The sequence below is a fragment of the Ponticoccus litoralis genome, assembly GCF_039769985.1.
GTDB lineage: Bacteria > Pseudomonadota > Alphaproteobacteria > Rhodobacterales > Rhodobacteraceae > Ponticoccus > Ponticoccus litoralis.
This window is the reverse complement of record NZ_JBDNCH010000002.1, coordinates 2,077,469-2,092,690: the sequence shown is the minus strand read 5'-3', so window position 1 is coordinate 2,092,690 and position 15,222 is coordinate 2,077,469. Positions and strand designations below refer to the sequence as shown.

8 protein-coding genes and 4 pseudogenes are annotated in these 15,222 nt (G+C 68.5%); 4 read left to right on the top strand and 8 right to left on the bottom strand.

The genetic code is table 11. From position 1 onward, the window contains the following. Positions 1 to 186: 186 nt before the first annotated feature. Together cueR and ABFB10_RS11230 are read right to left on the bottom strand one after the other, a co-directional pair. On the bottom strand, positions 187 to 585 hold the full coding sequence (gene cueR / locus ABFB10_RS11235) for a Cu(I)-responsive transcriptional regulator (protein WP_347166594.1): 399 nt from the start codon (positions 583 to 585) through the stop codon (positions 187 to 189). Next, positions 582 to 3,090: pseudogene (locus ABFB10_RS11230) on the bottom strand (heavy metal translocating P-type ATPase). The gene cueR and the pseudogene ABFB10_RS11230 overlap by 4 nt, the downstream one beginning before the upstream one ends. A 144-nt stretch (positions 3,091 to 3,234) precedes the next feature. On the opposite strand from ABFB10_RS11230, the gene ABFB10_RS11225 reads away from it, so the two are divergent. Next, a complete protein-coding gene (locus tag ABFB10_RS11225; protein WP_347166593.1) occupies positions 3,235 to 3,429 on the top strand; it encodes a heavy-metal-associated domain-containing protein in 195 nt (64 codons plus the stop codon). Between the two features lie 298 nt (positions 3,430 to 3,727). On the opposite strand, the gene ABFB10_RS11220 is transcribed toward ABFB10_RS11225, so the two are convergent. The 6 genes and pseudogenes from ABFB10_RS11220 to dctP form a co-directional block, all read right to left on the bottom strand. Beyond that, positions 3,728 to 5,161: an alkaline phosphatase D family protein gene (locus ABFB10_RS11220; RefSeq protein ID WP_347166592.1), complete on the bottom strand. Its 1,434-nt coding sequence runs from the start codon at positions 5,159 to 5,161 to the stop codon at positions 3,728 to 3,730. 56 nt (positions 5,162 to 5,217) lie between these two features. Further along, a pseudogene (locus tag ABFB10_RS11215) lies at positions 5,218 to 6,730 on the bottom strand (malonate--CoA ligase). Further along, a complete protein-coding gene (locus tag ABFB10_RS11210; protein WP_347166591.1) occupies positions 6,727 to 7,983 on the bottom strand; it encodes a malonyl-CoA decarboxylase in 1,257 nt (418 codons plus the stop codon). Before ABFB10_RS11210 ends, ABFB10_RS11215 begins: the two are co-directional and overlap by 4 nt. Further along, a pseudogene (locus ABFB10_RS11205) lies at positions 7,980 to 9,297 on the bottom strand (TRAP transporter large permease). Before ABFB10_RS11205 ends, ABFB10_RS11210 begins: the two are co-directional and overlap by 4 nt. Before the next feature lie 116 nt (positions 9,298 to 9,413). Beyond that, a pseudogene (locus ABFB10_RS11200) lies at positions 9,414 to 9,956 on the bottom strand (TRAP transporter small permease); the annotation flags it as partial. Between the two features lie 59 nt (positions 9,957 to 10,015). Then, positions 10,016 to 10,996 (bottom strand): TRAP transporter substrate-binding protein DctP, encoded by a 981-nt coding sequence (gene dctP, locus ABFB10_RS11195; RefSeq protein WP_347166590.1) that lies wholly within the window; start codon positions 10,994 to 10,996, stop codon positions 10,016 to 10,018. Between the two features lie 130 nt (positions 10,997 to 11,126). Between dctP and ABFB10_RS11190 the strand changes: the two genes are divergently transcribed. From ABFB10_RS11190 to ABFB10_RS11180, 3 genes are all read left to right on the top strand, one after another. After that, positions 11,127 to 11,780 carry a GntR family transcriptional regulator gene (locus tag ABFB10_RS11190; RefSeq protein WP_347166589.1) on the top strand — a complete coding sequence of 218 codons (654 nt, stop codon included), beginning with the start codon at positions 11,127 to 11,129 and terminating at the stop codon, positions 11,778 to 11,780. A 195-nt stretch (positions 11,781 to 11,975) separates the two neighbouring features. Next, the gene (locus ABFB10_RS11185; RefSeq protein WP_347166588.1) at positions 11,976 to 12,602 is read left to right on the top strand and encodes a heme oxygenase-like domain-containing protein; all 627 of its coding nucleotides are present in this window, start codon (positions 11,976 to 11,978) and stop codon (positions 12,600 to 12,602) included. Continuing rightward, positions 12,599 to 15,184 (top strand): HWE histidine kinase domain-containing protein, encoded by a 2,586-nt coding sequence (locus ABFB10_RS11180; protein ID WP_347166587.1) that lies wholly within the window; start codon positions 12,599 to 12,601, stop codon positions 15,182 to 15,184. The genes ABFB10_RS11185 and ABFB10_RS11180 overlap by 4 nt, the downstream gene beginning before the upstream one ends. The last annotated feature ends 38 nt before the right edge of the window (positions 15,185 to 15,222 follow it).

Below are 15,222 nucleotides of genomic sequence, written 5' to 3'. Positions count from 1 at the left end.
CGCCTTGTTCATCGGTTGTACGCACTGGGACGGACGCGTGACGCCCCTCGCATCGGAACGCCTTGATCCATGGCTTTTCGACAGCCCGCCAGAACGCCCCGGCCCCGGATCTCGACCCGGCCCGCCTGCCCCGGCCTTGCCGATGTCACGGCGGGCCCGGGCAGGCGGGATCCGGGATCCTGTGCGTCAGGCCCGGTCGTCCGACGGCGAGAGATCCTCGAGGATCGGGCAGTCGGGCCGGTTGTCGCCCGCGCAGGCATGGACCAGCCGCGTCAGCGTCTTCTTCATCGACTGCAACCGGGCGATCTTCTCCTCGATGCGGACAAGATGCTCTTGCGCCAGTGCCTTGACCTGCGCGCTTTCGCGCTGGTCGTCCTCGTATAGCGCCAGCAGCGTGCGGCAGTCCTCGATCGTGAAACCCAGCGCCCGCGCCCGCCCCAGAAAGGCCAGCTTGTGCAGGTCGCTTTCGCGGAAACTGCGGTAGCCGTTGGCGCTGCGCGCCGGGCGGATCAGGCCGATGTCCTCGTAGTAACGGATGGTCTTGGGCGGCAGGCCGGACTTCTCGGCAACGTCTCCGATGTTCATGAGGTCACCTCCGGTGCCGTCACGGATCGCGGCGCCGTGCCGCCGGGGGCGGCCCGTTCATCCAGCGCCGGGGCAATGCGGCGCAGGCGCAGGGCGTTCGTCAGCACGAAGACCGAGGACAGCGCCATGGCCCCCGCCGCCAGCATCGGCGACAGCATCAGGCCGAAGGCGGGATACAGCACCCCCGCCGCCACCGGGATCAGCGCGGCATTGTAGGCGAAGGCCCAGAACAGGTTCTGCCGGATATTGCGCATGGTCCGGGCCGAGACCTCGACCGCGTTCACCACGCCCCGCAGGTCGCCCGACATCAGCACCACGTCGGCAGAGGAGATGGCGACATCGGTGCCCGTGCCGATGGCGATGCCGACCTCGGCGCTGGCCAGCGCGGGCGCGTCGTTGATGCCGTCACCGACAAAGGCCACGGGTCCGCGCTTGCGCAGTTCCTCCAGCGCGGCGACCTTGCCGTCGGGCAGGACGTCGGCGACGACGTGGTCGATGCCGGTCTCGGCGGCGATGGCCAGCGCCGTGGCGCGCCGGTCGCCGGTGATCAGCGCAACGTCCAGCCCGCGCGCCTTCAGCGCGGCGATGGCAGCGCGGCTGGCGGGCTTCACCGGGTCCGACACGCCGATCAGAGCGGCGGCCTGCCCGTCGATGGCGACATAGAGCACCGTGCGGCCCCGCTGTTCCAGCGCCTCGGCCCGGTCCGTCAGGGCGCCGATGTCGATGCCCTCGCGCGCCATGTAGCGGGCGGCGCCGACCTTGACCTCTGCGCCCTCCACGCGGCCCCGGACGCCATAGCCGGTTTCCGAGGCGAAGTCGGTCATGGCCGGCAGCGGCACGTCAGAGCGCTGCACCCGCAGGATGGCCTGCGCAACCGGGTGTTCGGAATGCGCCTCGACGGCGGCGGCGAGGGTCAGGACACGCACCCGGCCAAAGCCCTCGGTGGTCTCGATCTCCGTCAGCTCCGGGCGGCCTTCGGTCACGGTGCCGGTCTTGTCCAGCGCCACCACGCGCACCCCGTCCAGCGCCTGCAGGGCGTCGCCCTTGCGGAACAGCACGCCCAGTTCGGCGGCACGGCCCGTGCCCACCATGATCGAGGTCGGCGTGGCAAGGCCCATGGCACAGGGGCAGGCGATGATCAGCACCGAGACCCCGGCGACCAGCGCCATGGTCAGCGCCGGATCGGGGCCGAAGACCATCCAGACCAGCACGGTCAGCAGCGCCACCGCCATCACCACCGGCACGAACCAGAGCGTGATGCGGTCCACAAGGCCCTGGATCGGCAGCTTGGCGCCCTGCGCCTCCTGCACCATGCGGATGATCTGCGCCAGCGTGGTGTCGGCGCCCGTGCGCGTCACCCGGACCTGCAGGCTGCCGGTGCCGTTCACCGTGCCGCCGGTCACCGGGTCGCCGGCCTGCTTGTCGGCGGGGATCGGCTCTCCGGTCAGCATGCTTTCGTCGACGGCGCTGTGGCCCTCGGCGACCTCGCCATCGGCGGCGATGCGCTCTCCGGGGCGGACAAGCAGCAGGTCGCCGGGTTGCAGGCTGTCAGTGTCCACATCCTCGGGCTGGCCGCTGCGCAGGACGCGGGCGGTGCGGGCCTGAAGCCCCACCAGCGACCGGATCGCCGCGCCGGTGCGGCCCCGGGCGCGGGCCTCGAGCGTGCGGCCCAGGAGGATCAGCACGACGATCACCGCCGCCGCCTCGAAGTAGACGGCGCGCAGGGCGTCCGGCAGCAGGCCGGGCAGGAAGGTCGCCACGGTGGAATAGCCCCAGGCCGCCAGCGTGCCGACCGCGACCAGCGAGTTCATGTCCGGCGCCCCCTTCAGCAGTGCCGGGATGCCGCGCGCGTAGAACATGCGCCCCGGCCCGGCCAGCACCAGCGTGGTCAGCAGGAACTGCGCCAGCCAGCTTGTCTCGCGCCCGATGGTGGCGTGGACCCAGTGGTGCAGCGCCGGAAACAGGTGCCCGCCCATCTCGACCACGAAGACCGGCAGGGTCAGGACGGCGGCAAGCAGGGTCTGGCGGGTCAGGGCGCGGGCCTCTTCCGCCTTGCGTTCCCCCTGATCGGTCACTTCCTGCGCCTGCGCCACGCGGGCCGGGTAGCCCGCCTGCGTGGCGGCGGCGGCGATCTCTGCCGGGGTGACGGCGGCCTCGGCATAGGTCACCGTCGCGGTCTCTGCCGCGAGGTTGACCGAGACCCCCAGCACGCCCGGCACGGCGGCCAGCGCCCGCTCCACCCGACCGACGCAGGAGGCGCAGGTCATCTGCGCCACCGACAGCGTGACAGAGCTCTGCCGCGCCGGGTAGCCCAGCGCCTTCAGCGCGCCGACCGCCTCTGCCACCCGCGCCGGGTCGTCCACCGTGAAACGCGCGGTTTCCGCGGCAAGGTTGACCGAGACGTCAGAGACGCCGGTCAGCGCCGCAAGGCCGCGGTCGACGCGAGCCGACGCAGGAGGCGCAGGACATGCCCTCGATACTCAGGGTGATGGGTGATGCGGACATGAGGGCCTCCGGTTGCGTGATGGCAGGGATATGGGGCTTCCAGTCACTGGAGGGTCAAGGGGCATGGTGTCGATTTTTTGCGGGGCTTGACCTTCCATCTGCTGGAAGCCCCATCTGGAGAGGATCAAGAACAGGAGCCAGACCATGAAATTCAACGTTCCCGAGATGAGTTGCGGCCATTGCACCGCCGCGATCGAGAAGGCCGTGACAGCCGCCGACCCCGGCGCCTCTGTCGCCTGCGACCTGACAGAGCGCACGGTCACCGTGGACAGCAGGCTCGACGCCGGCGCCATTCAGGCGGCGCTGAAGGGCGCGGGATACGCCGCCCAGGCGGCCTGACGCGCGCGGGGTCCGCGCCGGGGCGACCCGGCGCGGGCTGAGCGGGCTGGCGCCGGGCCGGGGATGATTCTGCAGAGGGTGGCCGCACAATCGCGGGCGCTGTGCCCGTGGCTGCGGCGCTCTTGGGTATTTTTGCCAAAGAGAAGCAGGGGCTGTGCCCCGGTGGCGGCGTGGGTTGCCCTGATGAGACGATGGGGCGACCCGGGGCGTGGCGGGCGCAGCACCGTCCCGGGGCAGAGGTGGCGGCGGGCCGCTGACATCGCGGCGAGGCGCCAGAGGGCGCCGCCCCGCCGCGATGTCAGAGCGGCAGCGGCGGCGTCAACCCGCTGTGTTCCAGATCCCAGCGCGCCGACCATGCGCCGCCGCTGCGCTCCAGCAGCAGCCAGTTGCGTTCGGCGGTGTAGAGCGCCCGCTGTCCCGGCAGGGGCCTCACCCGGATCGGGTGGCCGCGCAGCGGGCTTTCGCCCAGCCGCGCCAGCGCCCCGAGGAAGCGCGCCCAGCCCTTCGGCGGCGCCCGGTGCGCCACGCCCGAGGCGACCAGCTGATCCAGCGCGATGCCGGGGCCAAGCGTCATTTCGGCGCGGGTGGCGAGGTGGATCTCGCCCGAGAGCGCGGTGATCCCGTGGCCCTCGCGCAGCGCCATCTCGCGGACCATGCGCAGCATCCGCCGCCATTCCTCTCGATGCGCGCGGCTTTGCCACTGGTCGCGCAGGTCGTCCTCGTATTTCTGCATCGAGGGGATCAGCACCATGATCGTTTCGAGGATCGACAGGCGCGGCCCCAGCAGCGGCACGCTGGACATCAGGAAGCTGTGGCCGGGGTCGGGGCGTGCTGTCTCTGCCTCCATCGCGGCCCAGCCGCCGGGGCCCATGACGCGGCGGCGGGTGCGTTCACCCCGCAGGTCGGGGGCGATGATCCGCAGCCCCTGCCCCCGCACCGTCCAGTCGAGGTGCTGGCCCTTCGGGTCGGCGAAGCGCGGCGGCAAGTCGCCGTCCACCGTTGCCTGCTGGAAGATCAGGAAGGCCGCGCGGGCCTCGGAGAACAGCGTCTCGCCCACGGTGCTTTCGGTGCGCGAACGCCGCAGCGAGCCCCAGCCGTCGCAGATGTCGTGGTCGTCCCATTGCATCAGGGACGGCACACGCGCCGCCAGCCAGGCGAACTGCGGCGCGCGGTAGAGCGCGGCGTAGCGCATCAGGAAGCGTTCGCGCAGGTGGTGGCGCAGGTCGGCCACCTGCGCCGGTGTCGGGTGGCGTTCGAAATCCTCGGGCCAGTCCTCGGTCAGCGGGTGGCCCTGCGTCACCTCGTCGGCATAGATCTGGTCGCCGCCGTGCAGAAGCAGGCCAAGGGGCGCCGCTTCGTGCTGTGCCCGCAGGCGCGCCCACATGACGTTGCGCTCTGACTCGGCGCGGTCCATGTCGCCGATTTCCTCGCCGTTGCAGGACACGTAGCCCAGCCGCAGGTCGCCGGTCAGGTCGCTGGCCACCGCGAAGCTCTGACCGTTCCAGTCGTAGGAGGACGCGCGACCCGCGGGCAGCGTGAAGCGCGTGCGCCAGACGGTGGCGCTGTCGTAGCGGGCCAGCGCCGCGGGGCGATGGTCCATGCCTTCCGCGCGGATCGGCCCCGGCGCAGCCTCGCCCGGGACGATGAAAAGCGCGGCCAGTGCCATGCGCCCGTCCGAGAGGTCGTCGAGTACGAGTACGGGGCCGATGGTCCGGGGGATCTGCTCTGTCATGCCCAGCAGGTAGGGTCTGCGGCGCGACCGCGCACCCCCTGCCGGGAAATTTCACCTCAACCGGCGAACATCCCCGCATGGGTATCGCGCAGAAGGTTCTTCTGCACCTTGCCCATGGTGTTGCGCGGCAGCGCCTCGGCCATGACGAAGGCGCGCGGGTGCTTGAAGCGCGCAAGGCTTTCCTTGCAGGCCTCGGCCAGCGCGGCCTCGTCGGGTGCCTGCCCCTCGGCGGGGACGATGACGGCGACGACGGTTTCCCCGAAATCCGGGTGCGGCACGCCGATCACGGCGCTTTCCAGCACGCCGGGCTGCTCGTCGAGCACCAGCTCGATCTCCTTGGGGTAGATGTTGTAGCCGCCCGAGATGATCAGGTCCTTGTTGCGGTACGACGATGGTAACATAGCCGTCCGCTCCACGGGTCCCCAGATCGCCGGTGATGAAGAAGCCGTCTGCGCGCAGTTCGGCGGCGGTCTTTTCCGGCATCTGCCAGTAGCCCTTGAAGACGTTGGGGCCGCGCACCTCGATCTGGCCAACCTCGCCGCGCGGCAGTTCGGCGCCGGTCTCGGGGTCGGTGACTTTCAGCTCGACCCCCGGCAGGGGCACGCCCACGGTCCCGGCGCGGCGGTCGCCGTCATAGGGGTTCGAGGTGTTCATATTGGTCTCGGTCATGCCGTAGCGTTCGAGGATGCGGTGCCCGGTGCGCGCCTCGAAGCGTTCATGCGTTTCCGCCAGAAGCGGGGCGGAGCCCGAGATGAAGAGCCGCATGTGCCCGGTCAGCGCCTTGTCGAAGCGATCGTCGTCCAGAAGGCGGGTGTAGAAGGTCGGCACACCCATCATGCAGGTCGCTTCGGGCAGGCGGGCGATCATCGCGTCCTGTTCGAACTTCGGCAGGAAGATCATCGAGCCACCCGCCAGCAGCGTCACATTGGTCGCCACGAACAGCCCATGCGTGTGGAAGATCGGCAGCGCGTGCAGCAGCACGTCGGTCTCGCCGAAGTGCCAGTACTCGACCAGCGTGCGGGCATTGGACAGCAGGTTCTCCTGCGTCAGCATCGCGCCCTTCGAACGGCCCGTGGTGCCCGAGGTGTAGAGGAAGGCGGCAAGGTCTTCGCCGTCGCGCGCGACGGTCTGGTAGCTCTCGGGCTGGCCTGCGGCGGCCTCGGACAGCGAGCCCGCACCATCGCCGTTCAGCGTCAGGAAGCGCGCGCCGAAGCCTTCGGCCATGGGCGCGAGGTCGCCCTCTTTCGCGGCATCGCCGACCAGCAGCTTGGCGCCCGAGTTCTCGACGAAATAGGCCAGCTCGTCGCGGGTATAGGCGGTATTGAGCGGCAGGAAGACCACGCCCGCCTGCGCGCAGGCGGCGTAGAGCGCCAGCGCCTCGGGCGATTTCTCGACCTGCGCGGCAAGGCGGTCTCCGGGTTCCAGCCCCTGCGCATTCAGCACATGCGCGATCTGCGCGGCCTTGGCCAGAAAGCCCGCGTAGCTCAGCGTGCCGCCCTCGGGCAGATGCAGGAAGGGGGCATCGCGGCCCGCGTGGGCGCCGAAGAGGCTGTCGTAAAGGGGGTTCATTCCGTTGTCTCCTTCAGGGCGCTTTCGGCGGCGGAGGTCAGTCCGCGCACCTCGCCCGACATCGCCACCTCCTGGGCAGCGGCAAAGCGTTCGTGGTTCTGCGACACCCGCGCCAGATCGTAAAGGTAATTCACCATCAGCCCGTGGGACTGGCCCAGCCCCTTGGGCGAGATATCGGCGCCGGCGTTCAGCGCATGGACCAGCGCGCCGTTGCCAAGGTGGAAACGCGCCACCGGGTCCAGCGGCTGCCCGTCCGGGCGCTTGGCCCGCGTCAGGTAATGGGCGCCAAGCTGGCGCAGCTGGGTCTCGGTCATGCCGTCCGCGCTCAGTTCCCGATCCGCCAGCCAGCGCGCGAAGCCCGGCATGGGCGACAGTGTGACGAAGGTCTTGAGACCGGGCAGCGCCTGCGAGAGGTCGGCGGCCACCTGCTTGATCAGCGAATTGCCGAAAGAGATGCCCGCCAGCCCGGCCTGACAGTTCGAGATCGAGTAGAAATTCGCCGTATCCGCCTGATCGGCGGGGCGCACCGTGCGGTCCTCGGCCAGAAGCGCCTGCACCGAACTCGCCACCCCCTGCGTCAGCGCCACCTCGACGAAAATCAGCGGCTCGTCCGGCATGGCCGGGTGGAAGAAGGCGAAACAGCGCCGGTCCGCCGGTTGCAGGCGGCGGCGCAGGTCGTCCCAGCTGTCGATGGCATGCACCGCCTCGTAGGCGATGATCTTTTCAAGGATCGCCGCAGGGCTTTCCCAACTGATCGGGCGCAGCACCAGAAAGCCCCGGTTGAACCACGAGGCGAAGAGGTGGCGAAAGTCGAGGTCCAGCGCCATCAGCGCCTCTTCGCCCCGCCCCAGCCGCAGCAGGTCGGCGCGCATCCGAACCAGCAGATGCGTCGCCCCCGGCACCATGTTCAGGCGGCGGATCAGCTCCTGCCGGGGCGGCTCGGCGGCGGCGGCAAAGGCGCGGTAACTGGCCTTTCCGGGTGCCTCTTCATAGGCGGCCAGGGCGGCCCGAACCGCCTCTGGCTGCACGTCCATCGCCGTCGCGAGGTGGCGGAAGAAGGCCAGCCTGTCCGCGTCGGACCAGCCTTCGTAGCGGTCCAGCAACTGGCGCGCGACGGCTTGGCCGGTGACCTCTCCGGTGGCGCCGATCAGGTCGGCGGTCAGATCCTCGAAGGGCCGGTCGTCCTGCCGGGCAAGGCCGAAGCGATAGCGCCGCTCGAAGACCGTGTTCAGAAGGTCGGCGAGGATGCTCATACGCCCGGTCCCATCACGAGGTCGGGCAGCCATGTCGCCAGCCCCGGGAAGAAGCACAGAAGCAGGATGGCCACGACCATGCAGGCGACGAAGGGCAAAGAGCCTTTGAGGATGGTCTTCAGCGAGATGTCCGGCGCGATGCCGTTGATCACGTAGAGGTTCAGGCCCACCGGCGGAGAGATCAGGCCGATCTCCATGTTGATGGTCAGGATCACCGCGAACCAGATCGGGTCGAACCCGGCGGTCTGGATGATCGGCAGCAGGATCGGCGCCGCCATCAGGATCACCGCCACCGGCGGCAGGAAGAACCCGGCGATCAGCAGGAAGACGTTCACTGCCGCCATCAGCACCCAGCGGTTGACCTCAAGCTCTCCGATCCATGCGGCGATGCTCTGGGTGATGAAGAGCGACGACAGCATGTAGCTGAAGACCCCGGCGGCGGCGATGATGAAGAGGATCATCACGCTTTCCCGGGTCGAATCGCGCAGGACCACCCACAGCGACCGGGGCGACCAGAGCTGGTAGATCACCATGGCGATCAGCAGGCAGAGCAGCGCCCCCACGGCGGCGGTTTCAGAGGGCGTCGCGATGCCGCCGTACATGGCGTAAAGGACGCCGAGGATGATCACCAGGAAGGGCACGACGCGGGGCAGGATCTCGAACCGCTCACCCCGAGGAATAGCGCCGCGCGGTCAGCTTGTCGCGCTCGCCCGAGCGTGCGGTGGAATAGAGCGACCATGCCATAAAGAGCATCATCAGCATGAAGCCCGGCACCACGCCCGCCAGGAACAGCCGCCCGATCGAGGTCTCGGTCGCGATGCCGTAGACGATCATGGTGACAGAGGGCGGGATCAGGATGCCCAGCGTGCCGCCCGCCGCGATGGACCCCGCCGCGACGCCGTCGGGATAGCCGCGCTTGCGCATCTCGGGGATGCCCATCTTGCCGATGGCCGCACAGGTCGCCGGGCTGGAGCCCGACATCGCCGCGAACAGCGCGCAGGCGCCGAGGTTGGAAATCACCAGCCCGCCCGGCACCCGGGTCAGCCAGCGTTCCAGCGCCTCGTACAGATCCGCGCCCGCGCGGGTCGAGGCAATCGAAGCGCCCATGATGATGAACATCGGGATCGACAGCAGCGCAAAGCTGTCGAGCTTGCCGAAGAAGATCTCGGGCATCAGTTCCAGCGACCGGACGCCGTCGAAGACGATCAGGAAGCCAGCCGACACGATCAGCAGGCCAACCGCCACCGACACGCCGGAAAACAGGACGAGAATGGTGGCCAGCGCGACCAGCAGTCCCAGAACAAGCGGGTCCATCAGCGGGTTCCTTTCGGTTCGGAGAAGTCCTGCGCGGCGCGCGCCCGGTCGGCGGGATCGTCCATCGCGTCCTCTGTCACCGGGTCAAGGTCGGCGCGCTCGGTCAGGGTGACATCGTCGTGCAGGCCAAAGGGTTTGTCGACGTTCAGCAGCAGCGCGACGAGGTCGGCCACCAGTTGCAGCAGGAAGAGGCCAAAGCCCACGGGCAGCGCCATGTAGGGAATCCACAGGCGCACCCCCCAGACGGTGTCGGATTTCCAGCCCCGGTCCCACGCGAAGTGCCAGAACTCGAAACCGTAGAACAGCATCACCCCGACCACCGCGATGGACAGCGACAGGGTCAGCACCGCCATACCCTTGCGCGCGCGCGGCGGCAGGGCCAGCGGCACGAGGTCGACGTTGACGTGGCCGCGCAGGCGCTGGACGTAGGGCAGCCCCACCAGCGTCGCGGCGATGACGAGATAGACGACCATCTCGGTCTGCCAGACGGTCGAGCCGTTCAGCACGAAGCGCACCCAGATCATCTGGCAGGTGATGCCCACCGCCGCGACGACCATCGCCGCCGAGGCCCAGCCCGCGACGGTACTGATCGCCGCCACCGCGCGCAGAAACGGATTGCCGCCGGTCGGAGCCGCCGCGGTCGATACCCGGCCTGACATGGCCACCTCCTGAATTCATGGATTGGGTGGGGCGGCCCCAGCGTGCCGCCCCGGATGGATCACTCGACCGACAGGGCGAGGTCCAGCAGCGTCTGGCCGTCGGGGGTTTCCTCGACGAAGGCCTTGTAGGACGTTTCCTGCGCCAGCGCGCGCCACTTGTCGAAGTCCTCGGCGCTCATTTGCGCGATCTCGACACCGGCATCGCTGAAGATCTGCGCCGAGGCCGCGTCTTCCTTCTTGGCCTCTTCGAGGTAATAGGCCTGCGCCTTTTCAGAGGCCGCCATCAGCGCCGCCTGCTGCTCTTCGTTGAGGTTGTCGAAGGTGGTCTTGTTCATCAGCAGGGGCTGGTACATGAACCACAGCGCGTAATCGCCCGCAGGCGTGTAGCAGGCCACCTGTTCATAGATGCGGTAGCTGACGAAGGACGAAGACGAGGTATTGGCCGCGTCCAGAACGCCGGTCTGCATGGCATTGTAGATTTCCGACGAGGCCATCGAGGCGATGGAGGCCCCGGCACCCGCAAGCATCTGTTCGAAGGCCTTGCCCGCGGCGCGGGTCTGCTTGCCTTCCATGTTGTCGGGCGCGGTGATGCACTCCTCGGTGCCGGCAAAGCCGCCGGCGAGGTAGCCGTGCACCAGCACCTTGACGTCGTCCTCGGCCATGATGCCTTCGAGCGCTTCCATGAACGGGCTGTCGTTCATGCGCGCGGCGTGGTCGTGGTTCTTCACCAGTCCGGGCATCAGGGTCAGGTTGTAGGCGGGCCGCTGGCCGCCCGCGTAGGACAGCGGCAGCACGGTCATGTCCAGCTGTCCGCGCGACAGCGGCGTGTATTGCTCGCGCGCCTTGAACAGCGAGCCGGACGGGAAAATCTTGATCTCGAGGTCGACACCGGCGGCGGCCACCTCGTCGGCGACCATCTGGGCGACCTCGTGGCGGACGTCGCTGGTGGACCACTGGTGCGACAGGCGCAGTTCCTCGGCCTGGGTGGCCGCCGCACATAGCGCAAGAGCCGCCACAGAGGCGGTCAAAGACAGTTTCATGATGTTCCTCCCTTGGTGCCGGATTCCCCGGACTGCGCAAACGGTGGCAGCCCATGCACACGCTGTCAATGTTTTTGTATACAAGAATGCCGCTGTTGCGTTCACAAGCGTTTCGTGCATCCTGATCCCCATGGAGCGCAAGAGATCCGACATCATCGCCGACACCATAGAGGGGCTGATCTTCGACGGCACCTTCCCGGACGGCGCGCGGCTGGACGAGGTCCAGCTGGCCGAGCGATTCGAGGTCTCGCGCACACCGGTCCGCGAGGCCTTGCAGCGGCTTGCGCTGACGGGCCTGACAGAGCAGATCCCGCGCCGTGGCGTCTTTGTCCGCCAGCCCGGGCCGGTCGAACTGCTGGAAATGTTCGAGGTCATGGCGGAACTGGAAGCGGTCTGCGCCCGGCTCGCCACCGCCCGGATATCCGATCAGGCGCTGGCGCAACTGGACGCGATCAACGCGGAATGCGCCCTTGCCGTCGCCGCGCAGGACCACGGCGCCTACTACAGCGCCAACGAACGGTTTCACGCGCTGATCTACGCGCAGTCAGGCAATGCCTTTCTGGAGCAGGAGGCCAAGCGGCTGCAACGCCGCCTGCAACCCTTCCGCCGGATGCAGCTGCGCGCCCGGGGCCGGTTGCAGCAATCCATGTCGGAGCACGAAGAGGTGGTAAAGACGCTGGCGGCACAGGATGGTGCCCGCGCGGCGGATGTCATGCGCGCCCATGTCGCCGTGCAGGGCGAAAAGTTCCACCGGCTGGTGGGCATGCTCAAGGCGGCGGAATAATCCGGTCGCGAACCGGCGGGACCGGGAAACCGTTTTCGGTTTCCGCGGCGAAATCTTTGACAATCCTCCATTGTCAGCCGCACATTCCGGCCTAGCCTTTGCTACCGAACACTGGCGCGCGGCGACGTCCGAACAGCCGCGCCGTCTCATCCCTTCTCGGGCAAGTGGGGCCTTGCCCCCTGGATCAGGTCCCTATTGAAGCCGTTTAGCCTACCGCTCTCCCATCCCTCCCCTGCGACCGACGTACCCGTCACGCCCGATACAGCCGGGGCAGCCCTGCGCAGCGGGTTCCGCCACCACCTGCGCCGGGCCACAGCGCCACAGCACGAGGCGGCAGAGGCCGCCTTCGCGCCGCTGACCGCGGATCTCGGGCAGGGGTTGCGGGGCTTCCTCTGCGCGCAGCGGCAGGCCTTTGCGACGCTGGCCGCCGCACCCTCCCCCGCGCAGATCTCGCACCAGATCACGCTGGACCTTCTGGACCGGCTGGACCGCGATCTCGGCCCCCGGACCGATGCGCCGCAGGATCCGCCGCCGCTTGACCCTCTGGCCGTCGATTACCTGGTTCTGGGTTCGCGGCTGGGGACAGAGGTCCTGCGCAGGCGCCTGCTTGACGAGATGCCCGATGTGACCCTGCCGATGTATTTCCGGGCACCGCCCGCCACCGCGGAATGGCAGCGGGTTTGCGCCGCTCTGGACGGTGTCACGCTGAACAGCGCCCCTGCGGCGCGGATAGAAATTGACGTGCGGAGGGGCTTCGATATCTTCGCCGCTGCGGCTTACGCGGCCTCTGAGGGCCAGGGCAGCACCGAGGGTCAGCCATGAACGACGCCACCCCCACGCCGGTCGGCCCCGCCGACCTGACGAATTGCGACCGCGAGCCGATCCACCAGCTGGGCCGGGTGCAAAGCTACGGCGCGCTGATCGCCGTTTCCGCCGACTGGATCGTGCAACATGCCTCTGAAAACCTGTCCGAAATCCTCGGGATAGAGCACGAGGCCGTGCTGGGCCGCCCGCTGCACGAGATCATCGTGTCGGACGGCTTCGAACGGATCCGCCGCAACCTGCGCGCGCTGGAAACCCACGACGGCGCGCTGCGGCTGTTCGGGGTCGTGCTGCGCGCCTCGGGCCGCAACTTCGACGTCTCCGTCCACGAAAGCGGCGCACATCTGCTGATCGAGTTCGAGCCCAAGCGCGAGACCCGGAATTCCGACCTGATGGCCGAGGTCTACCCGCAAATCTCGGCGCTGCGCCGCGACCGCGACCTGCGCACGCTGGCCCGGGACGCCGCCAAGGGGCTGCAATCGCTGTGCGGCTTCGACAGCGTCATGGTCTACCAGTTTCAGCCCGACCAGTCCGGCCTTGTGATCGCGGAGACCCGGCTTGACGGGCAAAGCCGCTACGACGGGCTGCATTTTCCGGCCTCGGACATCCCGGCGCAGGCCCGCGCGCTGTACAAGCGCTCGCTCTTGCGGCTGATCGCCGATGTCGACGACCCCGGCGCGCGGCTGCTGCCCGGTGTCCGCATCGACGGCGCGCCGCTGGACCTGTCGCTGGCGGTCACGCGCGCGGTCTCTCCGATCCATATCGAGTACCTCAGGAACATGGGCGTTCAGGCCTCGATGTCGGTCTCGATCATGAAGGACGGGGAACTCTGGGGCCTGTTTGCCTGCCACCACAACAGCCCGTGCTACATCGACTACGAACGCCGGACCTCGATCGAGATGTTCGCGCATATGTTCTCTTACGAGCTCAGCCGCCACGCCGACCGGCAGCTGAAGGAGATAGAGCGCGACACCGCGCGGCTTCAGACGCTGCTGATGGGCCATATGGCCAGCGGCGACTCGATCACCGCCTCGCTTCTGTCGGTGTCCAAGGAGATCGCCAGCGTCATCCCGCACGACGGTCTGGTGCTGATGCACGACGAGTCCTTCCACGCCACCGGCATCACGCCCACCGAAGAGGATTTCCTTGCCATCGCGCGGATGCTCGACCGCTCCATCGGGTCAGAGGTCTTTGCGACCGACTGCCTTGGCAAGATCCACGAGCCCGCCCGCGACTACGAAGAGCGCACCGCCGGGCTGCTGGCGATTCCGATTTCCCGCCGCCCGCGCGATTACCTCGTGCTGGTCAGAAAGCAGGTCGATACCGCGAAGACATGGGCCGGCGATCCGGCCAAGCCCGCGCAGGTCGGCCCGAACGGCGTGCGCCTGACCCCGCGCAAGAGCTTTGCGGCCTGGCAGGAAACCGTGCGCGGCAAGTCGACGCCCTGGACCCCGGCAGAGACCCATGCCGCCGACCTGTTGCGCACGACGCTGCTGGAAATCTTCCTGAAGGTCACCGACGCGGCGAACCTGCAGCGCAAGCGCGCGCAGGAACAGCAAAGCCTGCTGATCTCGGAACTGAACCACCGGGTGCGCAACATCCTGAACCTGATGCGCGGCCTCGTCTCGCAATCGCGCAGTTCGGCGGCGACGCTGGAAGAGTTCACAAAGAACCTCGACGGGCGCATCCACGCGCTGGCCCGCGCGCACGACCAGCTGACCGCCGAACGCTGGGAGCCGACCTCGCTGAAGGCGCTGATCGCCTGCGAGTTCGAAGCCTATGCCCGGGCCGGGTCCCGGCGCGTCCGCGTGACCGGCCCGGATGCGATGATCCAGCCCAACGCCTATACGACACTGGCGCTTGTCCTGCACGAGATGGCCACGAATTCCGTCAAATACGGCGCGCTCTGCGACCAGTCCGGGTCGATCACCGTGACCCTTCAGGTCGACCGCAGCGGCGGCATGCTGATCGACTGGGTCGAACGCGGCGGCCCGCCGGTGCAGCCGCCGACCCGGCGCGGCTTTGGCACCACGATCATCGAAACCTCGATCCCGCACGAGCTGCGCGGCGACGCCGAGATTTCCTACAAGGTGACCGGCGTCGAGGCACATTTCCGGCTGCCGCCGAACTGCATCGCCCAGATCGTGCCCGAGCAGACCGAGGAAGCGCCCCGCACGCAGACCATCGTCACCGCCCGGACCGGCGATTTCCGCCTGAGCGGCCCGGTTCTGGTGCTGGAAGATGCGCTGATCATCGCGATGGATGCCGCCGCGATCCTCGAGGACATGGGCGCCGCCGAGGTCAAGATCTGCAGCTCCGTCGCCGACGCCCTGTCCTGGCTGGAGGCGCACAGCCCGACCATCGCGCTGCTGGACGTGAACCTGCAGGACGAACAGAGCCTTCCCGTGGCCGAGCACCTTGCAGAGCGCGGCATCCCCTTCGTGCTGGCGACGGGCTACGGCATGACCAGCGACCTGCAGGAGGCCTATCCGCCCTGCGCCATCGTGCAAAAGCCCTTCTCGGTCGAGTCGCTGAAATCCGCGATGAGCGGCCTGTCCGCGCAGGAAGCCGGGGCGGACTAGGCACGCGGGGCGCGCCCCGGATCGGGTCAGGGCAGCGG

Bases quoted from the DNA above. Each gene is read 5' to 3' on its own strand.
- cueR (WP_347166594.1), bottom strand. From the start codon at position 585: ATGAACATCGGAGACGTTGCCGAGAAGTCCGGCCTGCCGCCCAAGACC.
- ABFB10_RS11225 (WP_347166593.1), top strand. From the start codon at position 3,235: ATGAAATTCAACGTTCCCGAGATGAGTTGCGGCCATTGCACCGCCGCG.
- ABFB10_RS11220 (WP_347166592.1), bottom strand. From the start codon at position 5,161: ATGACAGAGCAGATCCCCCGGACCATCGGCCCCGTACTCGTACTCGAC.
- ABFB10_RS11210 (WP_347166591.1), bottom strand. From the start codon at position 7,983: ATGAGCATCCTCGCCGACCTTCTGAACACGGTCTTCGAGCGGCGCTAT.
- dctP (WP_347166590.1), bottom strand. From the start codon at position 10,996: ATGAAACTGTCTTTGACCGCCTCTGTGGCGGCTCTTGCGCTATGTGCG.
- ABFB10_RS11190 (WP_347166589.1), top strand. From the start codon at position 11,127: ATGGAGCGCAAGAGATCCGACATCATCGCCGACACCATAGAGGGGCTG.
- ABFB10_RS11180 (WP_347166587.1), top strand. From the start codon at position 12,599: ATGAACGACGCCACCCCCACGCCGGTCGGCCCCGCCGACCTGACGAAT.